The organism is Erythrobacter sp. RANMB8, assembly GCF_056848235.1.
This window is the reverse complement of record NZ_JBREHG010000007.1, coordinates 1-26,192: the sequence shown is the minus strand read 5'-3', so window position 1 is coordinate 26,192 and position 26,192 is coordinate 1. Positions and strand designations below refer to the sequence as shown.

Sequence of the window (26,192 nt, the reverse complement as noted above, 5' to 3'; positions counted from 1 at the left end):
GGCATAGGTGGTCCTACGGGGGCTTAAATTTGCCACATGTCCAGCGTGCCGGCGGCATTTGTTTGCCGTCAACACCAGGACCAGGGGCGAAGATGACACGTGTAACGGGCACCGCAACGCGGGGCGATGGCAGCCATGATAGCCTGATCGGCATGACCGTGCCGTTGATGGGCGGTCGCTGGCAGAGCGAGCGGATCATGCTGGGCGAGGCGATGCCGCCCGCGCTGGCCGCGGGGATTGCCCGCAGCGGCAAGGTGGCGATCAGCCTTTCCCATGCGGATCAGCCTGCGCTGGCGCTGTCGGGGCCGCAGCGGATCGCGCTTGCCTATGATCCTGCCGCCCCCGGCGATGCCCGTCCCGCGCTGCTCGCCGCATCGGCACAGGGCGGCTGGCCGATCGCGGGCGACCCGCAGACGCTGGCGTTGCTGACGCTGGCCGAGCGCATCGCGCAGAGCGAGATTCCCGTCCTGCTCGAAGGGCCGACCGGCACTGGCAAGGAAGTGATGGCGCAATTCGTCCACCGCCTGTCTCCCCGTGCCGACGGGCCGTTTGTCGCGGTCAATTGCGCCGCCATGCCCGAAGCGATGCTGGAGGCGCTGCTGTTCGGCCACCGCAAGGGGGCCTTCACCGGCGCGGCCGAGGCGGGCGAGGGGCTGTTCCGCGCTGCCGACAAGGGCACGCTGCTGCTCGACGAGATCGGCGAACTGCCGCTAGCCCTGCAGGCCAAGCTGCTGCGCGCGCTTCAGGAAGGCGAGATCCTGCCGCTGGGCGCGACCAGGCCGGTCAGCGTCGATGTGCGGGTGGTGGCCGCCACCAACCGGCATCTTGCAGCCGAAGTCGAGGCCGGCCGGTTCCGCGAGGATCTGCTCTATCGCCTCAACGTCTTCCCCCTTGCACTGCCCGCGCTGCGCGACCGGCCGGGCGATATTGCCCCGCTCGCCTTCGGGATGCTGCTGCGCCATGCGGCTGCGCCCGGACGGGTCGGGGGGCGGCCGGGCTGGATTGCGCGCGAGGCGCTCGCCCTGCTGGAGGCGCACCCCTGGCCGGGCAATGTCCGCGAGCTGGAAAATGTCATCCGCCGCGCCATTCTGCTGGCGGGCGATGCCGGGGTGATCGCGCCGGAGCATATCGTCTTCGACACCGCCGTGCGCGCCGTGGCCGATTGCGGCACGCTGGCCCGTCCTGCTCCGGTCGCGGCGGCGGGACGCTCGCTGTCGGACGTGGCCTTTGCCTCGGAAGCCCGTGCCATCCTCGACACGCTGTCGCGCCATAGCGGCAACCGCGCCGCGACCGCGCGCAGCCTCGGCATTTCGGAGCGCACCCTGCGTTACCGCCTCGCCTCGATGCGCGGGGCAGGGATGCTCGCCGCCGCCGGAGGTGCAGCATGAGCGGCATTCGCCCGATGATGGGGGTGCAGGACGTGATGGCCCTGCGCGCCAACGTGCTCGCCCGCAATGATGCCGTGCGCCAGCTGCGCGAGGCGAGCGAGGCCGGGCAGACCGCCGCCCCCGCCAGGGCGCCCGGCGCAGGCTTTGCCAGCACGCTCGACACCGCGCTGCGGCAGGTGAGCGCGGTGCAGCAGCATTCGTCCGATATGCAGGTCGCCTACGAACGCGGCGCGGTGACCGATATCGCGCAGGTGATGCTCGCCCGGCAGGAAGCGGGTGTCGCCTTCGAGGCGACCTTGCAGGTGCGCAACAAGCTGCTGACCGCTTACCAAGATATCATGCGGATGGGGGGCTGATAGATGGCTGACGCAACCCTTCCGGTGCCCGCCGATGCTGCGGGCGTGCCGATGGCGAACGGCGCTGCGGCCAGCGGCTGGCGCGCAATGCTGCCCCCGGCGGCGGCGGATTTCATCGCCCAGCCCGCCCTGTCGCGGGCGCTGCCGATGCTGGCGGGCGCAGGCGCGCTGGCAGCGGCAGGCGCGCTGTGGATGAGCCTCGCCAGCGGGCCTGACCGCGTGCTCTACACCAGCCTCACCGATGCCGAACGCGCCAAGGTGGTCGCCACGCTGGAAGCGGGCGGGATAGGCTATGCGATCGACAACGGCACCGGCGCGATTTCGGTGGCGGAGGACGATGTCTACCGCGCCAAGATGCTGGTCGCCAGCGATGCGGGGATCGCCGCGCCCGAAGGGGCCGAAGCGATGCTCGACGCCATGCCGCTCGGCACCTCGCGCACGCTGGAAGGCGAACGTCTGCGCCTCGCCCGCGAGCGCGAGCTGATGCTGACGATCCGCGAGATCGACGGGATCGAGAGCGTCCGCGTCCATCTCGCCACCCCCGAACGATCGGTGTTCGTGCGCGAGAACAACCCGCCCTCGGCCTCGGTGATGGTGCGGCTGGTCAGCGGGCGCAGCCTGTCACAGAGCCAGGTCGAGGCGATCGTCAATCTCGTCGCGGCATCGGTGCCGGGGATGAGCGCCGATGCGGTGCGCGTGGTTGACCAGAACGGACGGCTGCTGTCCGACCCGCGCGAGGCCGAGGGCGAAGGCCTGTTGCTGCAACGCGAACACGAAGCCAAGCTGCGCGAACAGGTCGATGCGCTGCTGCGCCCGCTGCTGGGCGAGGGCAATTTCTCGGCGCAGGTTCAGGTCGAACTCGACCAGAACGAGGTCACCTCCGCGCGCGAGACCTATGAAAAGGAAGGCGTGGTGCGCGCCGAGAGCGAGCGCAACGCCAGCCGCACCGGCGCGGCACCTGTCGGCGGGGTGCCGGGCGTTCCGGCCAACACCCCGCCACCGCAGGCGCAGCTGGTCGATGGCGCGCCGCAGCCTGCTGCGCCCGCACAGGGCGCTGGTGCAACCGACACCGAAACCGCCAGCGAACGCAGCTACGAACTCGGGCGCGAGGTCGCTGTCACCACGGCGCGGCCCGGCGGGCTGAAGAAGCTGTCGGTTGCGGTGGCGGTGAGCGATGCGGCGCTCAAGAAAGCCGCTCCGATGACCGCCGCCCAGCTTGAAGCACTGGTCAGCGCGGCGGTCGGCGCCAATGCCCAGCGCGGCGACATGGTCGAAGTGGTGGCGAGCAAGTTCGAACCCGTCGATCTCGAACCGCCCGCCTTCTACGAACAGCCGTGGTTCGCGATGCTGGTGCGTTACGGCGCGATGCTGATCGCGGTGCTGCTGGTGTTGCTGCTGGCGGTGCGGCCGCTGATCGGCAAGCTGAAGGGCAAGGGCGAGAAGGCCGATCCTGCCGCGTCCGATGACACCGCGCTGCTGGCTGCCGGCGATGATGCAGCGGGCGATGATGCCGCTGGCGAGGATGAGCCGGCCCAATCCGGCGCCACCATCATGCTCGGCGATCTGCCGCAGCAGGTCGAACTCGCCCGCAGGCTCGCGGCAAGCCAGCCCGAACGCGCGGTCGAAGCCTTGCAGCGGATGCTGCTGGAAGGGCCGCCGCCTGCCGACAACGGGGGGCGTGCGTGATGAGCCTTGCTGCCGATCTTGATGCGGCCGAAACCGGGGCCGAAGCCGCTCCCGCGCAGCACGCTGCCCTGCTGAGCCGGATTGACCGCGCGGCGGTGTTCCTGATGCTGCTGGGCGACGAGGAGGCGTCCGGCCTGCTCGCCCGCCTCAGCCCTGCCGAACTCGAAAAGCTGGGCGCGGCGATGCTGGCGCTGGGCGAGATCGACCAGCCGCACATGGCCGAGGCGCTCGCCGATTTCACCGGCGAGGCCGCGCGCGAACTGCTGCCGCAGCGCGGGCGCAATGACCGGGTGCGCACCCTGCTCGACAAGGCGCTCGGCCCGGCGCGGGCGGACAGCATGCTCCAGCGGATCGAGCCCGATGCCGCGCCGCGCAGCCTTGAACTGGCGCGCTGGCTGGCGCCCACGGTGCTGGTCCGGCTGATCCTCGACGAACATCCGCAGGTGATCGCCGCGCTGCTGCTGCTGATCGACCCCGAACCGGCGGCGGAAATCCTCGCCATGCTGCCGATGGACCTGCAATCGCAGGTGGTCGAGCGTGTGGCGCGCAGCGGCGCCATCTCGCAGCAGGCGATCACCACGATCGACACCCTGCTGACCCAGCGCATCAGCGCCGCCTATGGCACGGCTGCGCTCACGCTGGGCGGCCCGCGTGAAGCGGCGAACCTCATCAATCTGGCGGCGGGCGAGGTGCGCAGCACCGTGCTGCCCGCCATCGCCAGCCGCAACGCTCCGCTGGCCGAACGGATCGAGGAGGAACTGTTCACCTTCGAGATGCTGTTCGCGCTCGATCCGATGCAGATGGGCAGGCTGCTGCGCGATGTCGACAACGAGAAGCTGGTCGATGCGCTCAAAGGCCTCAAGGAAGACGACCGCGCCCCGTTCTTCGCCGCCATGTCGAGCCGTGCGGCGGACGGTGTGCGCGACGAGATCGAACTGCGCGGCCGCCTGTCGAAGAGCGAAGTGGCAGCGGCGCAGCGCGCCATTGTCGAGATTGCCCGCGGCCTGGCCGACAGCGGCGAGATCGTGATCGGAAGCGGCAATGGCGAATTTGTCTGAGTGGCCGGGCGTGCTTGACGCTCCCGCCACGCCTGCGCCCCGACCGCAGCCCGGCTGGCTCGCCATGCTGGGCGGGCACGAGGGCTTCCGCGAGACGCTGCCCTTCGCTGCGCCCGAACCCGAACCTGTGCCCGATCCCGAACCCGATCCCGGTCTGCCAGCCCCCGATCCGGCGCAGGAGGCGATTGAGCGCGCCTATGCCGATGGGCTGGCCGCGGGCCGCGCCATGGCCGAGGCCGAGGCAGAGGCCGCCGCCTCCCGCCAGCGGGCGCTGCGGCTGGCGTTCCGGTCGCTCGATGAAACAGCGCAGGCCGTGCTCGCCGATGATCTTGCCGCCACGGTGATGGCGCTGTGCGATGCGGTGCTGGCCGGAGCGGCGATCGATCGCGAGGGCCTGATCGCCCGCTGCCATGCGGCGGCACAGCGGATTGGCGGTGCGGCGGAAACGCTCGCCCTGCATCTCCACCCCGATGACATTGCGCTGCTCGGCGACGAGGCCGCCAGTGGCTGGCGGATTGTCGGCGATGCGGATCTCGAACGCGGATCGGTGCTGATCGAGGGTGCCGATGGCATGGTCAGCGATGGCCCGGCCGAATGGCGCCGCGCCATTGCCGCTGCGGTGCACGGATGATCGGTGCCTTGCAGCTTGATCTGGCACGGATGCGCGCCGCAAGCCTTGCCAGCGGGCCGGTGCTGGCGGGGCGCGTGGTCGCTTGCGACGGCGGGCTGATCGAGGTCGCAGGCCTGCCGTTGCCGGTCGGCTCGCTGGGTGCGATTGCCAATGATGCGGGCGGGGAATGCCTTGCCGAGGTGATCGGCTTTCGCGCCGGTCATTCGCTGATGATGCTGCTTGGCGATGCGATGCTGCTGCGTCCGCAGGCGCGGGTGCGGGCGCTGGGCAATCCGGGCGAGGTGCGGGTCGGCGATGCCTTGCTGGGCCGTGCCGTGGATGCGCTGGGCGAGCCGATCGACGGCGGCCCGCGGCTCGATTGCAAACAGGTCTGGCCGCTCGCCGGACAGCGCGAGGCGGCGCTGGAGCGGGCGAGTGTCGACGTGCCGTTCGATTGCGGGGTGCGGGCGATCAATGCGCTTGCCACCATGGGCGTCGGCCAGAGGCTCGGCATCATGGCGGGATCGGGCGTGGGCAAGTCGGTGCTGGTTGATACCATCGCGGGCCATGCGGTGGCGGATGTCACCGTGGTCGCGCTGATCGGCGAGCGTGCGCGCGAGGTTTCGGATTTCGTGTCCCGCCACATGGCAGGGCACCGGCGGGGCGGCATCGTGGTGGTCGCCGTCCCCGCCGATCACGCCCCCAACCTGCGGCTGCGCGCCGCGCAATATGCCAGCGCGATTGCCGAATACTTCCGCGCGCAGGGCAAGCGCGTGCTGCTGATCCTCGACAGTCTCACCCGCGTCGCCCACGCCGCGCGCGAACTGGCGCTGGTGCTGGGCGAGCCGGGCGCGGCACGGGGCTATCCGCCATCCGCTCTGGCCGCCGTCACGCGGCTGGTGGAGCGGGCGGGCAATTCGGCCCGGACGGGCGGGGCGGTAACGGGAATCTACACCGTGCTGGCCGATGGCGATGATGGCAATGATCCGGTGGTCGATACCGCCCGCGCCATTCTCGACGGGCATATCGTGCTGAGCCGCGCACTGGCGCAGCGCGGGCATTATCCGGCGATCGATGTGCCCGCCAGCCTCAGCCGCGTGATGGACGATCTGGTCCCTCCCGATATCGCCGCCGCCTCGCGCCGCTTGCGCGCGCTGGTCGCGGCGCGGGAGGATAACCGCGATCTGGTGCTGATGGGCGCCTATCGGGCAGGCAGCGACCCGCTGCTTGACGAGGCGCTGGCGCAATCGGCTGCGATCGATGCCTTCCTGACGCAAGCGCGTGGCGAGGCCGAGCCGCTGGCCGCCAGCCACGACGCCTTGCTGCAACTGATGGCCCCCGCGCTTGCGTGAAGCCCGCCGCCTTGCCCTGATCGAGCGTCAGGCGATGATCGCGGGCGTGGCGCGCAAGCAGGCCCTGCGCGCTCTCGCCGAGGCGATGGAGGCCGAGGCGCGCAGCCATGCGCTGGCCGCCCGCAGCCGCGCTCTGGTGGGGGCGAGCGCGCCTGTGCCGGGAGAGACCACTGGCGCGATGCTGGGCGGGCGCGCGGCCTTTACCGCCAGTCTTGCCCGCCTCGCCGCCAGCGCCCGCGATGCCGCTGCCGATGCCGCCCGCCAAAGCGCCTGGCAGGCCGATACGCTCGCACGGGTCGAAACCCGCAGCAAACGCCTTGCCGAACGCGAGGCCGAGGCCCGCGCCGCGCTCGATGCGGCAAGGGCGCGGCGCGAACAGGCGCATGAGGCGAGCGCGATGGCACGCAAGTTGCACAGCACCCGTGAAACCTGATTCCAGAAGGATGATGCGATGATCCCTTTCCTGCCCGAATTGCCGCTCACCCCCGGCGCGCCCGCGCCCGGACTGCTTTCGCAGCCGGGCGCGGCGTTGCGCGGTGAGGGTGGCGCAGGGGCCGATTTCGCCGGGCTGCTCGATGCGGCGATGCCGGCGGCGGCGGAAGCTGTGCCTGCGCCGCCCGCTGCGCCGCCTGCTGTGTCGCCCTTTGCCCTGCCGCCTGCGGCCCGTCCGATCGCGTCAGCGGCTGGCGAGACCTTGCCGCCCGGCATGATCGTGCCGGACAGCGGCACAGGCTTGCCGGTCCCGCCTGCCGCCGCCGCGCCGGAACCGGTGCCGGTGATGCGGGTGCTGTTCGCGCCCAAACCGGGTGCGCAGCCGGTCGCAGACGATGCCGTGCCCGCACAGCCGCAACCACTGGCGCCGGAGCCGATGCCGGCCGAAGCGGTGCTGCCTGCAACCGGTGCCGAATTGCCTGCCGCTACCGGGGAGGAAACCGCCCTGCCCGAACTTGCCCCTGCAACAACGCCGGTCACGCTTTTGGCAAACCCGCTCGCGGCAAGCCTCGCCGTGCAGCCTGTGCTCACGCCCCCCGCGCCCGAGTCAGAAACAGAGGCAGAGGCTCTGCCCGATCGCGTCACGGCGCGGGCTGTGGCGGGCGGCTCCGCACCGCAGGTCGCCGCCGCGATTGCCGCGCTGCCCGAAGCGCAGTTGCGTGCCGAACTGCCGTTTGATCCGGTGTCCGATCCCGCTGCGCCCGCGCCCTCCACCGCGCCGGTCGAAGCAGAACCTGCACCCGCTGCCGCCCCGGCGGGCCAAACCGCCCCCGCTCCGGCCCCCGCTCCGGCCCACGCTCCGGCCCACGCCGCCGCGCCTGCGCCTGCCGCGCCGGTGCAGGCAACCGAGCGTGCCGAACCCCGCACCCTTGCGGCCAATCAGGAAAGCGCCATTGCTGCCGTTGGCGAGATCCGCGAAGCCCTGCGCGCCGCCCGCCCCGAAATGACCCTGCGCCATGCCGATTTCGGCTTCGTCGCGCTGCGGGTCGAGGCGGCCGGTGCGGACAGCTGGCGCGCCACGCTGGCAAGCCGCGATCCGGGCTTTGTCCCCGCCGTCCAGCTCGCGCTGGCTGATCGCGCCGTCGCTGCCGCATCCGATAGTGCCGCGACCAATACGGGCCAGAATGGCACATCCGACCAGCGCTACGGGTCTTCCCCTAACGGTGGGCAAGGATCGTCTCAACCATACCTGAGCCAATCACAGGGCGGCCAGTCACAGGGCCGCAGCGACGGCGGCTCCGGCCAGCCGCAGCACCGCCAGCCGGGCACCACCGATGCGGTGGCGCGCCGCGCCGAGGGGGATGCAGCGGGCGGAGGATCGGCAGAGACACGCGGGGTATTTGCCTGACCGGCAACCCGCGAACAGGGAGTTTGAGGGCGCATGTCCAAGAGCAAGGACAAGGCTGACAAGGACGCCGAGGGCGGCGGCAAATCCGGCAAGGGCGGGATGATCAAGATCGTCCTCGGCGCGGTGCTACTGCTCGGCACCGGCGCGGGCGGTGCCTATGGCGCCTTTGCCATGGGCCTGATCGGCGGAGGCGGCGAGAGCCATGATGAACCCGACACCCCCAAGCTGGTGATCAAGGGCGAGGAAGACCCCTATGCCCCGCCCGGCGCCGACAAGGAGAAAGATGCCGCCGCGCCCGTCTATGGCGAGGGCGGCAGCAAGTATCGCACGGCCTATTACTCCTTCGAGGAAAGCTTCACCTCCAACCTCGCGGATTCGCCGGGGCTGGTGCAGGTGGAGCTTGCCGTTTCCACCCGCCGCGACGGGCGCGTGCTGCAATGGGTCAAGAGCCACGAGCTGGCGATCCGTTCCGCGATCCTCGCCCAGCTGGCCGCCACGCCCGAGGCCGAGGTTTATGATGTCGCCGGCAAGGAACGCCTCGCCAAGCGGCTGACCAAGGCGGTCAATGATGTGCTGGAGGAAAACGAAGGCTTCGGCGGGATCGATGCCGTGCATTTCCGGGGGTTCCTGGTCCAATGAGGATGCACCACGATTTCGCCGCTGCCCGCGCCGCCGCGCAGCATTGTGCCGAACTCACCAATCGCGGCCCGCGGCCCGAAGAACGCGCCGGATTGCTGGCGGCATGGCGGCGCGATCTTGCCCGCACGCTCGCCGATGATCTCTCGCCGCTGTTGTCGGGTGACAGGCTGGAGGTGAGCATCTCCGAACCCGAAAGCCTGACCGGCGCTGACGCATTGAAGCGCATCGGCATGGTCGCCGCCAACAGCCTGCTGCGCGCAGGGGCGAGCGGCGAGACGGTGCTGCTGAGTTTCGATTTCGCCACCGCGCTGGCGCTGACCGACCGTTCGTTCGGCGGCGATGGCCGGCCCGCCGCCAGCCCGCCCGAACAGCTGCCGCGCTCTGCCGCGCTGCTGGTGGAGGAAGCCGCCGCGATGATCGCGGGCGCGATGACCGCTGTCAGCTATGGCGACAATCCGCCCGCCGCTGCCGCGCAGGCCGATGGCGGGGTGATCGTGCGCAGCGAAAGCGCGGCGCGACTCAAGGCATTTGCGCTCGATGCGCCCTGCGTGATGTTCACTGTCACCATCGCCAACCGCGACGGGGGCGAATGGCGGGCGAGCCTTGCCATGGGGGCCGAACGGATCGACCGGCTGCTGCCCGGCACCGGCAGGCCCGCAAGGCCGAAGGGTGCGCGCGCCGCCGCCAGCCCGCTGGCCGCGCCGTTCGCCGATATGCCCATGCCGCTGCACGTGGTGCTGGCCGAATTCGACCTGTCGCTCGCCCGGCTCCAGACGCTGGCGCCGGGAGACACGATCCCGCTCGCGATGGGCCGCCAGGTGCCGCTGATGACGGGCGAGACGCTGGTCGGCCACGGCAGCATCGGCACCAGCGATGATCGCATGGCGATCCGCCTGACCCGTTTCCCGACCACCCCTTCCCCCACCGCTTTCGCAGAAGGTGCCCCGTCATGAGTGCTTATCAACCCGCCGGTTTTTCGCGTTTCGGCGATGTGGCCGTGCGCCTTTCGGTCGAACTCGGCCGCACCGAAATGCCGCTGCGCGAGGTGCTCCAGCTGGGCGAAGGCAGCACGGTCGCGCTTGACCGGCTGACCGACGAGCTGCTCGATGTCACCGCCAATGGCCGGGTGATCGCGCGCGGCGAGGTGGTGGCCGAAAAGGGCCGCTTTGCCCTGCGGATCGTGAGCCTTGTGGGCGAGGACGGGCAGGAACTGCCGCCTGCCCCCGCTGCCGCCGATCCGGTGGTCGGCGCGGGCGACGTTTCGTAAACGGGGCGCGGGGGCGATGATCGAATATCTGCTGCGGCTGGCGCTGCTGCTGCCGCTGCTCGGCGGGCTGATCTGGGGGAGCCTGTGGCTGACCCGCTGGCTCCAGACCCGCCTCCACGGCGCGCCCGGAGCTGCCGGGGCGCGGCACCTGCAGCTGGTCGAAACCAGCATGGTCGCGCCCGGCATGAAGCTGGCCGTGGTGCGGTTTCATGACCGCGAAATCCTGCTTGGCTGCACCCGCAACGGGCTGGTGCGGCTGGGCGAGGCACCCGCGAGCACGACGGAGAGCGAATGATGCGAGCCATCCCGATGCTGCGAGGGGCCTTGGTGTGCCTGATCGCGTTAACCATGTTTCTGGCGCCGCATGTGGCCGCCGCCGCAGCGCCTGTCGCCGCCCCCGATCCGGTGGCGGCGGGGGTCGGCTCTGCCGTCGAGCGCGCCCTGGGTGACGGCGGTGCGGGGCAGGATACGCCCCTGAGCATGTCGCTCCAGCTGCTGGTGGTGATGGGGCTGCTCACCATCCTGCCGTCGCTGGTGCTGATGATGACCAGCTTCCTGCGCATTCTGGTGGTGCTGGCGATCCTGCGGCAGGCGCTCGGCCTGCAAGGCTCCCCGCCGGGACAGGTGCTCGCCGGATTGGCGCTGTTCCTCAGCCTGTTCGTGATGGCGCCGACGCTCGACATCGTGAACGCCAGCGCGATTGCCCCCTATGCGGCCGGAACGATCAGCGCCGACGTTGCGATCGGCAAGGCGGGCGAGGCCTTCCATGCCTTCATGCTGGCCCAGACCCGCGAGGCGAACCTGATGATGTTCACCGACATTGCCGGCGGCGGGACATTCCGGAGCGGGTCGGATGTGCCTTTCTCGATCCTGCTCCCCGCCTTCGTCACATCCGAACTGGAGACCGCCTTCCAGATCGGCTTCATGATCTTCCTGCCATTCCTCGTGATCGACCTTGTCGTGGCGAGCGTGCTGATGAGCCTCGGCATGATGATGCTGAGCCCCACCATCATCTCGCTGCCGTTCAAGCTGCTGCTGTTCGTGCTGGTCGATGGCTGGGCGCTGCTGATGGGATCACTGGCGATGAGCTTCGCCACATGACCGAGGACGCGCAGCTCCTCGCGCTGGCGGACCAGACGCTGTGGGTCACCGCGCTGATCGCCGGGCCGGTGCTGATCGCGGCGCTGGTGGTGGGCCTTGTGGTCGGGATTATCCAGGCGGCAACCTCGGTCAACGAACAGACGCTGAGCTTCATCCCCAAGCTGGCGGTCACCGCGCTGGTCTTCGTGGTGCTGGGCGCGGCGATGATGGGGCTGCTTGCGGATTTCACCCGCGAGATCATGGCGCAGGTCGCCAATCTGGCGGCCTAGCGCGATGAACGCGCTCGATTTCGGTCTCGGCAGCCTTGAAGCGCAGCTGTGGCAGATTTTCTTCCTTTCGATCCGCTGCGGGGCGGCCTTCATGGCCGCGCCGATGATCGGCGGCATGGCGGTGCCCGCGCCGGTGCGCATCCTGCTGAGCCTCGTCTTCGGATACTTCATCGCCAGCTGGGTGCCGATTGCCCCGCTGCCCGAAATGCTGAGCCTCGCCGCCGTGATCGCGGTGCTGCACGAGGCGCTGGTGGGCGCGGCGCTGGGGTTCGTCCTGCAACTCGCCTTCGCCATTCCGCTGATCGCGGCAGAGCAGATTTCGGGCACCATGGGCCTTGCCATCGCGACCTCGATCGATCCGGCCAGCGGCGCGCAATCGGGCGCGCTCGGCACGTTCTTCGGCCTTGTCCTCAGCCTGCTGTTCTACGCCATCGGCGCTCACCTGTTGTGGTATGAACTGCTGGTCGAAAGCTACCGCCTGCTGCCTGCGGGCAGCGCGGGCTTTGCCGCCTGGCAGGCGAAAAGCGTGGTGATGTTCATGGGGCTGGGCCTTGCCACGGCCGCCGCGATTGCCCTGCCGGTGGTGCTGGTGCTGCTGCTGGTGCAGATTGTCACCGGCCTGATCGCCCGCTCCGCGCCGTCATTGAACCTGTTCGCGCTGGGCCTGCCCGCAGGCGTGCTCGCCGGGATTGCCGCGCTGATCATCGCCATGCCGGTGATGGTCGGCCAGTTCGAAGGCGTGATCGGCACGGCGCTCGATCACTCTGCCGCATTGGCGGGCACGCGCTGATGGCCGAGGAGACCGCCGGCGAAAAGACCTTCGCGCCAACCGAAAAGCGCAAGGCCGATGCCGCCAGAAAGGGCGATGTGCTGCGCTCGAAAGAGCTGGCGACCTTTGCCGCGACCGGCACCGGCGCGCTGGCGCTGCTGGCACTCGGCGGGTGGATCAACGCGGCGCTGGCACAGGTCGCCCGCGCCGGTTTCAGCTTCGATCGCGCCGCGCTGGACGGCTTTGCGCCGGGCGCGGCGATGGGCGATGCGGCATGGGCTGCGCTGCCGCCGGTGATGGCGCTGGGGCTGATCGTGGCGCTGGTCACCACCGCATCGCAACTGCTGCTGGGCGAGGGGCGCTTCAACCCCGGCAATGCCGCCTTCAAGGCATCGCGCATCAACCCGCTCTCGGGCCTCAAGCGCATCATGGGCTGGCAGGGGCTGATCGAGCTGGGCAAGGGGCTGCTGAAGCTGGCGCTGCTGGGCGGCATCGCATGGTTCTGGGCGGGGGACCGCGTCGCGGTGCTGCTGATGCTGGGCACCCTGCCGCTGGAGGCGCAGCTGGGCGCGGCGCTGGATGCTGTCACCTCGCTGGTCGGCGCGCTGCTGATCGGCCTGCTGGTGATCGCCGGGATTGATTACCCGCTGCAACGCTTCCAGCGTGGCAAGCGGCTGATGATGAGCCTGCAGGACATGCGCGAGGAGCAGAAACAGGCCGAAGGCTCGCCCGAGATGAAATCCGCCCGCCGCCAGCGCCAGCGCGATCTGGCGCGCGGGGGTGTGGCCAAGGCGATGAAGGACGCGCAGTTCGTGATCGTCAACCCGCTGCACTTCGCCGTGGCTCTGACCTATGATCCCGCGCTCGCGCCTGCCCCGGTGGTGCTGGCCAAGGGGCGGGGCGACACCGCGCTGGCGATGCGCGAGATTGCGGGCGAACAGGGATTGCCGCTGCTCGAATATCCGCAGCTTGCCCGCGCGGTCTATTTCACCACGAAGCCTAACCAGATGGTGCGCGAGGAATTGTATGTCGCCATCGCCGCGCTGGTGGCTTTCGTGCTGGCGCTGAAGCGCGGGGCCAACCCGCGCCGCCCGGTGATCGAGGTGCCGCCCGAACTGCGTTTCGATGGCGACGGGAAGGTGGCCGTGCAGGCTTAAACTCCCCGTCAGGCGCCCGTTCTTGGGGGCATGACCACTTCCGGCTCCTCGATCATTTCGGCACTCGGCGCGGGCAGCGGCGTGGACTTCACCAAGCTGGCCGCAGATATCGCCGACGCCAGCTTCGCCGTGCAGCGCAACAGCGCGACGACGCGGCGCACTGCCATCGAAGCGCAGATTTCTGCCGCCGGGCAGCTGCGCTCCTCGCTGACCGAACTCGCCAGCGCATTGGGCGACCGCATCCGCAACGGCGATCTTGCCCCGCGCGGCACGCTCGGCAATCCGGCGGTCGCCAGCGTCACCGTGCCTGCGGGCCTCTCGCCGCGCGGCAATTTCTCGCTCGAAGTGCGCCAGCTGGCCGAAAGCCAGACGCTGGTGTCCAAGGCCTTCGCCGGCAGCAGCGCGCTGGTGGGGGCGGGCACGCTCGCGATCCGCTTCGGCACGGTTGACGGGGCAAGTTTCGATCCCGATGCCGCCCGCAGCCCGATCGAAATCGCGGTGACCGCCGATGACACGCTGGCGAGCCTCGCCGGCAAGATCACGCGGGCAGGCGGCGGGGCGATCAGCGCCTATGTCGCGCAGGGGCCGAACGGCGCGCAGCTGGTGATGAAGGGCGCGGACGGCGCGGCGAGCGGCTTTGTGCTCGAAGCCACCGGCGCAGGCGGCGGTGCGGTGCCGGGCGATCTCGCCTATCTCGGCTGGGAGCCGGCCAGCGATACGGGCGAATTGCGCAATGCCGCGCAGGATGCGGTCTATCTCCTCGATACGGTGGAGCGCACCAGCCCCACCAACCGCGTCACCGGCCTGCCGGGGGGTTTCGGCCTCAACCTTGCCGCCACCAACACCGGCGCGCCGACGCAGCTGTCCTTTGCCAGCAACACCGCCGCGCTTTCGGGGGTGATGAACGATTTCGTCGCGGCGATGAACGATATCGCCGGTCAGCTTGCAACGCTGGCCGCGCCGGTCGGCGGGCAGCTGGGCAATGATCCGGGCGCGCGCGAACTGCGCCGCGATCTGGCGGGCCTTGCCAGCCGCGTGGTGATGCCGAACGCTGCCGATGGCGAGCCGCGCACGCTGGGCGATCTTGGCCTTGCGATCACCCGCGAAGGCACCTTCCGGCTCGATAGCGCGCGGCTCAATGCGGCGCTCCAGAACACCCCCGATGCCGTGGCGGCGATGTTCACCGTGGGGGTGAACGGCGTGTTCGCAACCTTCGACCGCTTCGCCCGCGAAAACACGCTGGTGACCGAGCCGGGATCGCTCGGCACATCGCTGCGGCGGTTCGAAACCCAGCTGGCCTCGACCGATGAACGCCTGTCGGTGATTGCCGAGCAGCAGGAAGCCCTGCGCGAACGGCTGACCCGCCAGTTCGTCGCCAGCGAACGGCAGGTCGCCGCCTCGCAATCGACGCTGTCCTTCCTGCGCGCGCAGGTCGCCGCGTGGTCGGCGGACAGCCGCTAAGGAGCGGGCGTGATGCAGATGCTGTCCCGCAACCCCGCCGCCGCCTATCGCCGCGTCGAGCTTGACGCGCGGATCGAGGCTTCGGGCCGCGCCGATCTCACCCGCATCTGTCTGGAGGAAGCCTCGGCCGCGCTTGGCACCGCTTTGGTCGCGTTTGACCGCGGCTTGACTGCCCCTCGCGGGCCGCTGGCGCGGGCGCAGAGCATCATGCTGTGGCTCGCCCGCTCGGTAGCCGACGATCACCCGCTGGCGGGCAGTCTTAGGGCCTTCTACGGCGGCCTGGCGAGCCAGATCGGGGCGGCGATCCTACAGCCAATCCAACAGGAAATTTCGCGAATTCAGAACGATATCAATGATCTGCTGGATGCCGCCGGATAGCTGCAAGGCAATGTTTCACGTGAAACATTGCAAGTCAGGGGTCGCGCCGCTCCATTCCGCAATGATCCGCGCCGCATCGGCGGGGTCCTGAAAGGGGTGGAAATGGGTCATGTCGGGGCGGTAGAGGTCCTGCCCCTGCGGCAAGACCTGCGCCAGCTTGGGCCATGTCGGCGAGCTCTTGAAATCGTTGAGATTGCTCGCCTGTGCGCGCACCACCAGCACCGGAATGGCGACGCCCTTTGCCGCCTCCAGAATCGCGCCATTGCTGCGGCTTGAGGCATAGACGCTCGCCTCCACTTCCGGCGCGCAGGCCAGTTCCATGCCCTCTCCCGATGCCGCCGGAACCAGCCCGAAACGGCAGTAATCGGCGAAAACGCGGGGGGCGAACAGGTGATAGGGATCGCGGGTGGCGAAACGTTCCATCATCGCTTCGGCACTGGCAAAGTCGCGCTTGCGGCGGATGGCGGGGTGGGGGTTTTCGACGGTGAAGACCACTTCCGGGGCGGTGTAATAATCGGGGGCAAGGATCACCGGATCGAACAGCACCAGCCGCCTGAAGGCCGCAGGGTGATCGGCCGCGACCTGCAACAGGGTGTGCGCCCCCATCGAATGGCCGATACCAACCGCGTCCGAAATCCCCGCCTGTCCCAGGAAATCCGCGACATCGCGGGCCACCTGCCGCCAATCGCTGATCGGCCCGCCGCCGGACTGTCCATGCCCGCGCAGGTCGATCGCGTAGACCGGGTGATCGGGGAAGGCTTCGATGATCGCATCGAACACCCGCCCGTGAAAGCCGGTCGCATGGGCGAACACCAGCGGCACGGCGGTGCTGCCTGCGGGGGCGGCCCATTCGTGGACGGCGAGGTCAATATCGCCGACGGCGTATGTGCGGGTGACGGGAGAAGGGCGCGGCATGGTCATGGCCCACGCCCCAACCGGATCACGCCGCAGGTGTCAATCGCACGCTTTTGGCAGGGGTCATTCCGCCGGGGTCGGTTGGGCGGCGTCCTCGGTCTCGCCGCGGTTGCGCACGAAGCGCAGCGCCTCGGCCAGCCGGTCGGGCGCGATCAGGTGGAGCAGGCCGCCATAAAGCGCGATGCCCAGCGGCACCGCAATCGCCAGCGCCAGCAGCGCCGGAACGCCATCGGGCAGCAGCGCCAGCGCGCCTGCAACGCCCGCCGCCATCGCCAGCGCGGCAACCAGCGGAGGCGTTACCGCCCGCACCAGCCCGCCCAGCCTCAGGCCGAGCACGCCGCCCGAAAGGTGCACTGTCAGCGCCGTGAGCAGGCCCATCCCGCCGACCCAGCCCCAGGCAAAGCCATCCACCCCGAAATGCGATCCGGTGAAGAAGGACAGCGGCATGATCACGCTGCCGAGCATCGCGATCCGCAGCGCCGCACCGGGCACGCCGCGGGCATTGGTGGCAGGCGCGAACAGGATCTGCAGCGTCATCATCGCCATCGCGCCTGACAGCACCGGCAGCAGCGGCACGATCTCGATCCACTTTTCGCCCAGCAGCACCGGCACCAGCGCCGGCGCGACCGCCGCCATCCCGGCATAGGCGGGCAGCGCGACCAGCATCACCAGCCGGATCGTCGCCAGCAGCGCCGAAGCGCCCAGATCCTGCTGGCGCGAATAGGCGGCATAGGCGACTTCGTTGATCGGCGGGACGAACTTGGCCGCGAGCAGCTGCGCCAGAAACAGCCCGGTGGTGTATACCCCCAGCGTATGGGGATCGAGCACGCGCCCTGCGATCACCACATCGGCCTGGCTCTGCACGAACCAGAACAGCTGCGTCATCGTCATCATCCCGCCGAACCCGGCGATATGGCCTGCCCCCTTGAAGCGGAAGCTCGGGCGGATCGGCGCGCGGGCGGCGCGGGTCATGCCCACCGCCTCGGTCAGCAGCATCGCCATGGGTGCAAACACCAGCGTCCACACGCCCATCCCCGCAAGCGCGCCCGCCAGCGCGGTGGTCGCCCCGGCGATCGCGGCGGCGAGCCTGACCTGTGCCGGGCTGCGGAAATCCATGTTGCGGCTCAGCATCGCGTGCGGCACCGCGCAGAACGGCACGGCGAGATAAAGCAGCGATTGCACCCGCAGCAGATCGGTGACGAGCGGCTGTTCGAACCACGCTGCCACCAGCGGCGCGGCGAGGAACTGGCCCAGCGCCAGCCCGCAATTGATCAGCACCAGCATCCCCAGCGTCTGCCGCAGGCGTTCCTCGCTGACATGCTCCTCGCGGATCAGCGCGCTGGCAAGACCCCAGCCGTTCATGGTGCTGAGCAGCATCAGCATCACCTGCGCCATGGCGAACAGGCCGTAATCTTCCGGCGCCAACAGGCGGATCACGATCAGGGTCGAGGCCCATGACACGATCTGCGTCAGCACCTGGCTGCCCGAACGCCAGATCACCGCCGTGCGCACCTGCGCGGCGAGCGAGGGGGCTTTCACCACGGGATCGGCCTCAGCCATAGGTGCGCAGCTTTTCCGGCAGGGCGGGCGCCACTTCGGGTCCCCATGCAGCGGCCAGCATCAGTGCGGCGGTGCGGCTGCGAACGAACAGCAGGTCGATCATTTCGTAACCTTCGGTCGCGCCCATTTCCTTCTTGTAGCCGGTATCGCCCGCGCCCATGTCGAGCGTGCGAAGACCGCGGTTGCAGGCATCTTCGAGCACGCGGTAATTCACCAGCTTGCCGATGTTGCAGCGCCCCAGATCCTCGGCATAGCTGCCTGCGATGCTGTATTGCACCGGGCCATCTTCCAGATCGAAGCTGAAGGCCACAGGACGGTCATCGAGCATCAGGAAGGTTGCGGAAATCCGTGCCGCCAGCGCTGGGTCGGCCAGCACGTGCTGCCAATAGGCGCGGGACTTGGCGTTCATGAACTTGGCCCCGCTGCCATCGGTGGTGCGGGCGATCCAGCTGTCCGCCTCGATCCTTGCGAGATCGGCGAGCACGCTATCGTTCCACGCCGCTCCGCGCACATAGCGCCAGTGCGGCGTGCCGAGGCTTTCGAGCCTGCGCCATCCGGCGCGCAGGCTCTTGGCGACCGACTTGCGGGGGAAACCGGCGGCGCGGGCGGCCTCCAGATCGATCACCCAAGCGGTTCCCGCCGGGCGTGCCAGCACGGTCCAGTTGGCGATCTGCGCGGCTTCGGTGAGGATTCTGACCGTGGGATCATCCGCGCGTGACGGGCCGACGCGCCAGACCGGGCCGAGGCCGCGGGCGGCGGAGTGTTCCAGCAGCTGCGCAATCTCGAACGCATTGCAGCCGGGTGCGATCAGCGGGGAGCGTAGCGGCCAGTATGAACCGGGCACCTTGCGCGCGCGCCCGATCACCGGGCCGAACCCGATGGTCGGGATCGCGGCGATCACGTCGCTCCCGCCTTCCGGATTGCCGCGCCGCAGCAGCAGGGTGCGCCCGCATTCCGGGGCGCGTGCGGCATACCATGCGGCGCGCAGAAACCCGTGGCTCGACAGGTTGCATACCGCCAGCGCGTCGATCTCGGGCGGGAAGCCCTCGATCGTCGCGACCGTCAGATGATCGGTTGCAATCCTGCTTTCGTACATTGTTCACCTTGGTCGCCACAGGCGGCTTCGGGGAACGGCCATAAAGATACGGTGTAACCAGCCGGTTAACCAAGGGTCGCGGATTGCAGCGTCAGAACACCACGACGCTGCGGATCGACTTGCCTTCGTGCATCAGATCGAAGGCGGTGTTGATCTCTTCAAGACCCATGACGTGGGTGATCATCGGGTCGATCTCGATCTTGCCGGTCATGTACATGTCGACGATCTTGGGCACATCGGTGCGGCCCTTGGCCCCGCCGAAGGCCGTGCCGCGCCAGTTGCGGCCCGTCACCAGCTGGAACGGGCGGGTGGCGATTTCCTTGCCCGCTTCGGCGACGCCGATGATGATCGAGGTGCCCCAGCCGCGGTGGCAGGCTTCGAGCGCGGTGCGCATCACTTCGGTGTTGCCGGTGGCATCGAAGGTAAAGTCCGCCCCGCCATCGGTCATCTCGACCACCTTGGCGACGATTTCCTCGCGGCTCATGCCGGATGAGTTCAGGAAGTGGGTCATGCCGAAGCGCTTGCCCCATTCCTCCCGCGCCGGATTGATATCGACGCCGACAATCAGGTTCGCCCCCGCCAGCCGCGCGCCCTGGATGACATTGAGGCCGATCCCGCCGAGTCCGAACACCACGACATTGTCGCCCACCTGCACCTTGGCGGTGTTGGTCACCGCGCCCACCCCGGTGGTGACGCCGCAGCCGATGTAGCAGGCGCTCTGGAACGGCGCGTCCTCACGGATTTTCGCCACGGCGATTTCGGGCAGCACCGTGAAGTTCGAGAAGGTCGAACAGCCCATGTAGTGATAGATCGGCTGGCCTTTATAGCTGAAGCGCGTGGTGCCATCGGGCATCAGCCCCTTGCCCTGCGTCGCGCGGATCGCGGTGCACAGGTTGGTCTTGCCCGAAAGGCACGACTTACACTGGCGGCATTCCGGGGTGTAGAGCGGGATCACGTGATCGCCCGGCTTCACGCTGGTCACCCCCGCGCCAACTTCGCGCACGATGCCTGCGCCTTCATGGCCCAGAACGCTGGGGAAGATCCCCTCGCTATCGAAACCGTCGAGCGTGTAGGCATCGGTATGGCAGATGCCGGTCGCCATGATCTCCACAAGCACCTCGCCGGCCTTGGGGCCTTCGAGATCGAGCTCGACGATTTCGAGCGGCTGCTTGGCGGCAAAGGCAACGGCGGCGCGGGTCTTCATGGGGCGTGTCTCCTTGGAGCCATGCCTATTCCCGCAGCTTCAGGGATTGGCAAGCGTCACGTGCGCCCCGGCACCGCCTCGTGGCCGTATGGGCAGTGGCGGCAGGCCGATCCACAGCACTTGCCGCGCTTGAGATGCGCGAGCCTTGTGAACACCATGTAGCCGGTCGCGGGATCGCGATAGGTGCTCTCCCCGCGGGCGCAGGCGGCTTCGTGCAGGGCGTGCCAGGCAGGCTCGGTCATGGAAGCGGATTAGAGCAATCGTGCTTTCGATGCCATGCGCGACATAAAATTGCCGCAGCGGGCAGGATACCGGCTTGCGCGCCCCGTGCTTTTGCGCTCTCTCCTGCGACCGATCACACATCGCACCTCCGGAGACTGCCCTTGCGTTTCGTGCTGTTTGTCGCTGCCCTGCTGTTCGCTGTCCCTGCCGCCGCGCCCCTTTCGGCTCAGGGCGTGCAGCAGACCAAGGGTTCGTTCGAGGACAAGTTCCGCCAGCTCGACGAGGTGCTGCCCGATGCCAACACCTACCGCACCGCAGGCGGTGCGCCGGGGCACGAATACTGGCAGCAGAAGGTCGATTACAAGATCACCGCGCAGCTGGACGAGGCCAAGCGCCGCCTGACGGCCAAGGCCACTATCCGCTACACCAACAATTCGCCTGATGCCCTGCCGTGGCTGTGGATGCAGCTCGACCAGAACATCTTCAAGCGCGATTCGATGGCCGAACTGACCGACGCTTTCGGCGGTGCCGGACGGCGCGGGCCGAAGGTCCAGCTGGGTTCATCGTCCGAGCCGACCAAGCTTTCGATGGACGAACTGCGCCGCCAGCAGGTGATGGCCGACAATGACTACGGCTATGATATTTCCGCGGTGAAGACGCTGGCAGGGGCGGATATTCCGCACACCATCGTCGGCACGCTGATGCGGGTCGATCTCGCAGAACCGCTGGCGCCGGGCGCGACGAGTGAATTCATGATCGAATGGGCCTTCAACATCGTCGAGGAAGACGCGGTGGTGGCGCGTTCGGGCTTCGAACATTTCCCCGATGATCCGCGCAAGGGCGGCAACGACATCTTCCTGATGGCGCAGTGGTTCCCGCGCATGGTGGTCTATTCGGACTACGAAGGCTGGCACAACAAGGAGTTTCTGGGCCGCGGGGAATTCACACTCGAATTCGGCGATTACGAAGTCGAGATGACGGTGCCCGACGATCACATCGTGGCTTCCACCGGTGTGCTCCAGAACCCCGATGCGGTGCTCACCGCCGCCCAGCGCCAGCGGCTGGAAGCGGCGAAGAACGCCGATGCGCCGGTGTTCATCGTCACCCCGCAGGAGGCTGCCGCTGCCGAGGCGGGCAATCCCAGGGGCACCAAGACCTGGAAATTCAACGCCGCCAATGTGCGCGATTTCGCATGGGCTTCGAGCCGCAAGTTCATGTGGGACGCACAGGGTGTGAAGCAGCCCGGTGCAGAGCATGAAACCGTGCTCGCCATGAGCTTCTGGCCCAAGGAAGGCGGCGATCTGTGGAAGAAGTATTCGACCGCCGCCGTGGTGCACACGCTGAAGGTCTATTCGCGCTTCAGCTTCGATTATCCCTATCCCACCGCGCAGTCCGTGAACGGGCCGGTCGGTGGGATGGAATATCCGATGATCACCTTCAACGGCCCGCGCACCACCCTCAACAAGGATGGCAGCCGCACCTATTCGCTGGCCGAAAAGGTGTTTCTGGTGGGCGTGGTGATCCACGAAATCGGGCACATCTACTTCCCGATGACGGTCAATTCGGATGAACGCCAGTGGACCTGGATGGATGAAGGGCTAAACTCCTTCCTCGATTCGGTGGCGGGTTACGAATGGGATCCGAACATGCCGTGGACCCGCAGCCTGCCGCGCGACATGATCAGCTACATGGTCTCCTCCGACCAGCAGCCGATCATGACCCAGTCGGATTCGATCACCAACCTCGGCGCCAATGCCTATGGCAAGCCGAGCGCTGCCTATCACCTGCTGCGCGACACGATCATCGGGCGCGAGCGGTTCGATTTCGCGCTGAAGGAATATGCCCGCCGCTGGAAGTTCAAGCGGCCCACGCCGGCGGACTTCTTCCGCACCATCGAGGAAGCATCGGGCACCGATCTCGACTGGTTCTGGCGCGGCTGGTTCTACACCACCGATCACGTCGATATCAGCCTTGATTCGATCTACCGCCTCAAGATGGACAGCAAGGATCCCGACATCGATCTGCCGCTGCGCCGCAAGGAGCGCGCCGACGAGCCGGATCTGGTCGGCGTGGGCCTGAACGAACAGCAGCGCCTGCCGATCTGGGTGATGGAAAACCCTGGCGTGACCGACTTCTACGACAAGAATGACGAATTCACCGTCACCCCCAAGGACCGCAAGGGTTACAAGGACTTCATCGAGGGGCTCGACCGCTGGGAGCGCGCCGCGTTTGACCGCGCGGTGAAAGAGGACGCGAACTACTACGTCCTCAATTTCAGCAACAAGGGCGGGTTGGTGATGCCGATCATCCTTGGCCTTACCTTCAAGGACGGCAAGACCGAGAAGCTGATGATCCCGGCGGAAATCTGGCGCCGCAATGCGCGCGAGGTGGCCAAGCTGCTGGTGTTCCCCAAGGGCAAGGAACTGGTGCAGGTTGTCGTCGATCCCGATTGGGAAACCGCCGATGCCGATATCGAGAACAACCACTATCCGCGCCGCATCATCCCCAGCCGGATCGAAGCCTTCAAGGACGAGGCGGGCAAGTCGCGGGTCAGCCGCGATCTGATGGGTGAAGCTGCCGGCGCCGAGAAGGTGAAAGACCGCAAGTGATGCTGCGCCGCGTTGTCCTGCTGTTCGCGCTGCTGGTGGCGGCCCCCTTGTGGGCGCACCAGCAGAAGATCACGATCAGCACTGTCTCGGTAAACCCGCGCACCGACCGCATCGAGCTGGTGCATCAGGTGCCGGTGCACGATGCCGAACACGCGCTGCGGGCACAGGGCGCGAAAACGCCCGACATCGTCGGCAGCGCCAAAAGCCGCGAGGCCTTTGCCGCCTATGTCACCCGCCGCTTCGCGCTGTCGGTCAATGGCGAGGTCGCCACGCCCGAATATGTCGGCAGCGAAATCGTCGGCGGCAGCCTGATGGTCTATCAGGACATGCCTGCTCCGGCGGGCGAGGTGCGGCTGCGGGTCAATTCGCAGGTGCTGATCGATGTCTGGGCGCGGCAGGAAAACCGCGTCAACATTGGCAGCGGGACAAAGGTGACGACCTTCATCTTCACTGCCGGGTCCACCCCGCGCGACACGGTGCTGTCTCGCTGATCAGGCGCGGCGGCGCTTTTCCTGTGCGCCGTCCGCCTGCAACTCCGCCAGCAGCGCCGGACGACCGAAGCGGTAGCCCTGCACATGGCGGCAGCCGATGGCGCGCAAGAACAGTTCCTGTTCCTCGGTCTCCACCCCTTCGGCGACCACTCTGAGACCCAGACTGTGCGCCATCTGCACGATCGCCTGGATGATCAGCCGCGATTGGTGGTCATCGGCAATCCCGGCGATGAAATCGCGGTCGATCTTGACCTTGCTGATCGGGAAGGCGCGCAGGTGGGTGAGCGATGAAAAGCCGGTGCCGAAATCATCGAGGCAGATGGTGAAGCCGCATTCGTCCAGCAGGGCGAGCGAAGCGCGCAGATTGCCGCGGGCGTCGATCAGCATGGTCTCGGTCACTTCGATGGTGATGTTGCGCGGGCTGAGCGGGCTGTCGTCGATCACGTCGATCAGGTGGCGCACGAAATCGCCCTGCCTGAGGTCGGCTTCGGACATGTTGAGCCCGATCCGGCAATCGGGGCCGAACAGCGCCAGCAGGGCCGACCCGTCGGCCACCACGCAATCGAGCATCACGCGGGATACCTGCCGCGACAATTCGGGATCGAGCAGGGCGGTGAAGACATCGCCTGCCGCCAGCAGCCCCCCGTGTTCGTCGCGCAGCCGCAGCAGGGCTTCGACCGAGACCACCCGCCCGCTGGCGAGTTCCACGATCGGCTGATAGGCCGCAATCGCCTGTCCGGTGGCCAGCGCGCCGCGCAGGCGGGCGATGGCCTGCTGGCGTTCGGACTGGCACGCCTCGATCTGCCGGTCCCAGCACACGACTTGTCCGCCACCGTCTTCCTTGCCGCGATAGAGCGCCAGATCGGCGCGGCGCATGATCTCCTCGCTGCCCGCAGGCGTGTCCATCCGCGCCACCCCGCAGGTCGCGCCGATCCGCAGCAGCGAAGAGCCGAGCGGGGCAATCTCGCCGAAATCGGCCAGCAATTCGCGCAAGAACCCGGTCACATCGTCCAATGACATGGCGGCGGGGAACAGCATCGCGAATTCATCGCCACCCCAGCGGGCGAGGAACACTCCGGATGCGGTCTTGAGCTGGAGCTGCGCGGCAATCGTCTCCAGCACCCGGTCGCCGACCAGATGGCCGAGCGTGTCGTTGACATCCTTGAACCCGTCGAGATCGAGCAGCGCGACCGTCACCGGTTCGCAATCGACCCGCTCCATCGCCGCTGCCAGCCTGCGGTCGAAGCTCGCACGGTTGAACAGGCCGGTCAGCCGGTCGCGTTCGGCAGCGCGCTTCAAGGCGACATTGCGCAGGTGCTCCTCGGTGCAGTCGAGGATGATCCCGGCAACGCTGTCGGGCTTGCCTTCGACATCGATCCGCTCTCCCACCACGCGGATCCGGCGCCGTTCGCCATCATCGCGGCGGATGCTGGTTTCGAAGCCGAACGGCTTGCCATGTTCGATCGTGTCGTGAAGCGCGGTCCTGATCAACGCCCGGTCATCCGGGTGGTAGAGGTTGACCGCCTCGGCAACGCTGACGGAATTGCCTGCCTCAAGCCCGGTGATGGCATAGACCTGATCGGACCAGTGCAGCCGGTTCGTGGCAAGATCCACCCGCCAGCTGCCGACATTGACCGCCCGTTCGGCCTGGCGGAAAATGCGGGTCGATTGCCGCAGCGCCGCATTGGCGGCCCCCAGTTCGCGGGTGCGCACATGCAGGGCAATGCTCTGCTCGGCCAGTTCGGCGAGCATGGCGAGCGGCGCGATCTGTTCGGGCCTGAAGGCATCGGGTTCGGGCGAGATTACGCACAGCGCGCCGATCAGCAGCCCCCCGTCGCCGCGCACCGGCACGCCCAGATAGGAACGGATGAAGGGCGCGCCGGTCACCAGCGGATTGTTCTGCCAGCAGGGGTCCCGACGGGCATCGGCAATCAGCGAAGGCCCCTTGTTGATGACGCACAGCGCACAGAAGGAATCGGCAATCGGGGTTTCGGCGAGCGTGGTGCCGGTGCGGCCCAGAAACCACTGGCGATCCTGCTCGACAATCGAAAGCAGCGCGATGGGGCAGCCCAGCATCGTGCTGGCCAGCAGGGTTATCCGGGAAAACAGATCGCGGTCGGGCAGGTTGTCCAGCCCGAGACTGCGGATGGCATCGAGACGGGCGTTATCGTTCACGCCCTGTCGATGGAGGAAAATCCCTTAAAATCGGGTGGCAAGCGCCCTGCGTAGTGGCGTCGATCCGGCCTGAAACCGGTCAGAAGAATTCGGGTTGCAGGAAGCCTTCCATCAACAGGCCGCCGCGGGGTGCGATTGCGACATCACCGGCCAGGTCGAAATTGGGGGGTGCATAGAGGCTCCCCGCGGCTTGATCCACGCCCGGCATCGCCTCGCCTGACGAAGGCCGGGTGAACCAGCCCGCATAGGTCTCGGGCCCGAAGCCGTTGGCGGTGAGGTAGTCGATCACTTCCTGCTGCGACTGGTAATTGGCGTAACGGATGTTGCCATCGAACTCCATGATCGCGCGCAGGTAGGCGGTGCCGTCTGTCAGAGCGAAATAGACCTCCTGCAGCCCGTCATTGTCGTAGTCGTCGGCACCCAGCACGCGGTTGATGTTCTCGATCTGCAAGTCGTTCTGGAAGCGGCGCTGGCTGTCGTTCGGGCCGAACCGCTCGACGATGCCTGCTTGCACCAGCGGATCGATGTAGATGCCCGCCACCCGCGTCTCGCCCGCCCAGCTGAAGTCCATGAAATAGACGAGGCCATC

The 26,192-nt window shown here is 68.0% G+C and carries 27 protein-coding genes; 20 read left to right on the top strand and 7 right to left on the bottom strand.

The window, feature by feature from the left end:
- Positions 1–92: 92 nt before the first annotated feature.
- The 18 genes from ACU0AG_RS10200 to ACU0AG_RS10115 are packed head-to-tail and all read left to right on the top strand — an operon-like array spanning position 93 to position 15,331.
- Entirely contained in the window at positions 93–1,388 is a 1,296-nt protein-coding gene (locus tag ACU0AG_RS10200; RefSeq protein ID WP_482782172.1) for a sigma-54 interaction domain-containing protein, read from the top strand.
- Positions 1,385–1,744 (top strand): flagellar hook-basal body complex protein FliE, encoded by a 360-nt coding sequence (fliE, locus tag ACU0AG_RS10195; RefSeq protein WP_482782171.1) that lies wholly within the window; start codon positions 1,385–1,387, stop codon positions 1,742–1,744. Before ACU0AG_RS10200 ends, fliE begins: the two co-directional genes overlap by 4 nt.
- A 3-nt stretch (positions 1,745–1,747) precedes the next feature.
- Positions 1,748–3,430 carry a flagellar basal-body MS-ring/collar protein FliF gene (gene fliF, locus ACU0AG_RS10190; RefSeq protein ID WP_482782170.1) on the top strand — a complete coding sequence of 561 codons (1,683 nt, stop codon included), beginning with the start codon at positions 1,748–1,750 and terminating at the stop codon, positions 3,428–3,430.
- A complete protein-coding gene (gene fliG / locus ACU0AG_RS10185; protein ID WP_482782169.1) occupies positions 3,430–4,488 on the top strand; it encodes a flagellar motor switch protein FliG in 1,059 nt (352 codons plus the stop codon). Before fliF ends, fliG begins: the two co-directional genes overlap by 1 nt.
- Positions 4,472–5,119, top strand: a complete 648-nt coding sequence (locus ACU0AG_RS10180; protein ID WP_482782168.1) for a FliH/SctL family protein — start codon at positions 4,472–4,474, stop codon at positions 5,117–5,119. Before fliG ends, ACU0AG_RS10180 begins: the two co-directional genes overlap by 17 nt.
- Positions 5,116–6,450: a FliI/YscN family ATPase gene (locus tag ACU0AG_RS10175; protein WP_482782167.1), complete on the top strand. Its 1,335-nt coding sequence runs from the start codon at positions 5,116–5,118 to the stop codon at positions 6,448–6,450. The genes ACU0AG_RS10180 and ACU0AG_RS10175 overlap by 4 nt, the downstream gene beginning before the upstream one ends.
- Positions 6,443–6,883, top strand: a complete 441-nt coding sequence (locus ACU0AG_RS10170) for a hypothetical protein (RefSeq protein ID WP_482782166.1) — start codon at positions 6,443–6,445, stop codon at positions 6,881–6,883. The genes ACU0AG_RS10175 and ACU0AG_RS10170 overlap by 8 nt, the downstream gene beginning before the upstream one ends.
- 18 nt (positions 6,884–6,901) lie before the next feature.
- Entirely contained in the window at positions 6,902–8,290 is a 1,389-nt protein-coding gene (locus tag ACU0AG_RS10165) for a hypothetical protein (RefSeq protein ID WP_482782165.1), read from the top strand.
- Between the two features lie 33 nt (positions 8,291–8,323).
- Positions 8,324–8,929, top strand: a complete 606-nt coding sequence (locus ACU0AG_RS10160; RefSeq protein ID WP_482782164.1) for a flagellar basal body-associated FliL family protein — start codon at positions 8,324–8,326, stop codon at positions 8,927–8,929.
- Positions 8,926–9,882 carry a FliM/FliN family flagellar motor switch protein gene (locus ACU0AG_RS10155; protein WP_482782163.1) on the top strand — a complete coding sequence of 319 codons (957 nt, stop codon included), beginning with the start codon at positions 8,926–8,928 and terminating at the stop codon, positions 9,880–9,882. The genes ACU0AG_RS10160 and ACU0AG_RS10155 overlap by 4 nt, the downstream gene beginning before the upstream one ends.
- Positions 9,879–10,196 (top strand): FliM/FliN family flagellar motor switch protein, encoded by a 318-nt coding sequence (locus tag ACU0AG_RS10150; RefSeq protein WP_482782162.1) that lies wholly within the window; start codon positions 9,879–9,881, stop codon positions 10,194–10,196. The genes ACU0AG_RS10155 and ACU0AG_RS10150 overlap by 4 nt, the downstream gene beginning before the upstream one ends.
- 16 nt (positions 10,197–10,212) lie before the next feature.
- Positions 10,213–10,491 carry a flagellar biosynthetic protein FliO gene (locus ACU0AG_RS10145; RefSeq protein ID WP_482782161.1) on the top strand — a complete coding sequence of 93 codons (279 nt, stop codon included), beginning with the start codon at positions 10,213–10,215 and terminating at the stop codon, positions 10,489–10,491.
- A gap of 53 nt (positions 10,492–10,544) precedes the next feature.
- A complete protein-coding gene (gene fliP / locus ACU0AG_RS10140; RefSeq protein ID WP_482782160.1) occupies positions 10,545–11,297 on the top strand; it encodes a flagellar type III secretion system pore protein FliP in 753 nt (250 codons plus the stop codon).
- Positions 11,294–11,566 carry a flagellar biosynthesis protein FliQ gene (gene fliQ / locus ACU0AG_RS10135; RefSeq protein ID WP_482782159.1) on the top strand — a complete coding sequence of 91 codons (273 nt, stop codon included), beginning with the start codon at positions 11,294–11,296 and terminating at the stop codon, positions 11,564–11,566. Before fliP ends, fliQ begins: the two co-directional genes overlap by 4 nt.
- Before the next feature lie 4 nt (positions 11,567–11,570).
- Positions 11,571–12,356 (top strand): flagellar biosynthetic protein FliR, encoded by a 786-nt coding sequence (locus ACU0AG_RS10130; protein WP_482782158.1) that lies wholly within the window; start codon positions 11,571–11,573, stop codon positions 12,354–12,356.
- Entirely contained in the window at positions 12,356–13,492 is a 1,137-nt protein-coding gene (locus tag ACU0AG_RS10125; protein ID WP_482782157.1) for an EscU/YscU/HrcU family type III secretion system export apparatus switch protein, read from the top strand. The genes ACU0AG_RS10130 and ACU0AG_RS10125 overlap by 1 nt, the downstream gene beginning before the upstream one ends.
- A 30-nt stretch (positions 13,493–13,522) precedes the next feature.
- The gene (gene fliD / locus ACU0AG_RS10120) at positions 13,523–14,953 is read left to right on the top strand and encodes a flagellar filament capping protein FliD (RefSeq protein WP_482782156.1); all 1,431 of its coding nucleotides are present in this window, start codon (positions 13,523–13,525) and stop codon (positions 14,951–14,953) included.
- 12 nt (positions 14,954–14,965) lie between these two features.
- Complete coding sequence (locus ACU0AG_RS10115; protein WP_482782155.1) at positions 14,966–15,331, top strand: hypothetical protein; 366 nt, start codon at positions 14,966–14,968, stop codon at positions 15,329–15,331.
- A gap of 15 nt (positions 15,332–15,346) precedes the next feature.
- Here the strand turns inward: ACU0AG_RS10115 and ACU0AG_RS10110 are convergent, their stop codons facing one another.
- From ACU0AG_RS10110 to ACU0AG_RS10090, 5 genes are all read right to left on the bottom strand, one after another.
- Entirely contained in the window at positions 15,347–16,252 is a 906-nt protein-coding gene (locus ACU0AG_RS10110; RefSeq protein WP_482782154.1) for an alpha/beta fold hydrolase, read from the bottom strand.
- 57 nt (positions 16,253–16,309) lie between these two features.
- Complete coding sequence (locus tag ACU0AG_RS10105; protein ID WP_482782153.1) at positions 16,310–17,806, bottom strand: lipopolysaccharide biosynthesis protein; 1,497 nt, start codon at positions 17,804–17,806, stop codon at positions 16,310–16,312.
- Positions 17,799–18,902, bottom strand: coding sequence for a GNAT family N-acetyltransferase (locus ACU0AG_RS10100; RefSeq protein WP_482782152.1), 1,104 nt, complete (start codon positions 18,900–18,902; stop codon positions 17,799–17,801). Before ACU0AG_RS10100 ends, ACU0AG_RS10105 begins: the two co-directional genes overlap by 8 nt.
- 91 nt (positions 18,903–18,993) lie before the next feature.
- Complete coding sequence (locus tag ACU0AG_RS10095; protein WP_482782151.1) at positions 18,994–20,106, bottom strand: S-(hydroxymethyl)glutathione dehydrogenase/class III alcohol dehydrogenase; 1,113 nt, start codon at positions 20,104–20,106, stop codon at positions 18,994–18,996.
- A gap of 56 nt (positions 20,107–20,162) precedes the next feature.
- Positions 20,163–20,348 (bottom strand): C1orf53 family protein, encoded by a 186-nt coding sequence (locus ACU0AG_RS10090; protein ID WP_482782150.1) that lies wholly within the window; start codon positions 20,346–20,348, stop codon positions 20,163–20,165.
- Between the two features lie 150 nt (positions 20,349–20,498).
- Here ACU0AG_RS10090 and ACU0AG_RS10085 point away from each other — a divergent pair, with 150 nt between their 5' ends.
- Both ACU0AG_RS10085 and ACU0AG_RS10080 read left to right on the top strand, forming a co-directional pair.
- Positions 20,499–22,937 carry a M1 family metallopeptidase gene (locus tag ACU0AG_RS10085; RefSeq protein ID WP_482782255.1) on the top strand — a complete coding sequence of 813 codons (2,439 nt, stop codon included), beginning with the start codon at positions 20,499–20,501 and terminating at the stop codon, positions 22,935–22,937.
- A complete protein-coding gene (locus tag ACU0AG_RS10080; RefSeq protein ID WP_482782149.1) occupies positions 22,937–23,428 on the top strand; it encodes a DUF6702 family protein in 492 nt (163 codons plus the stop codon). Before ACU0AG_RS10085 ends, ACU0AG_RS10080 begins: the two co-directional genes overlap by 1 nt.
- On the opposite strand, the gene ACU0AG_RS10075 is transcribed toward ACU0AG_RS10080, so the two are convergent.
- On the bottom strand, positions 23,429–25,603 hold the full coding sequence (locus tag ACU0AG_RS10075; protein ID WP_482782148.1) for a putative bifunctional diguanylate cyclase/phosphodiesterase: 2,175 nt from the start codon (positions 25,601–25,603) through the stop codon (positions 23,429–23,431).
- 79 nt (positions 25,604–25,682) lie between these two features.
- Positions 25,683–26,192 (bottom strand): hypothetical protein (locus ACU0AG_RS10070; RefSeq protein ID WP_482782147.1); only part of this gene is annotated, 510 nt, incomplete at its 5' end.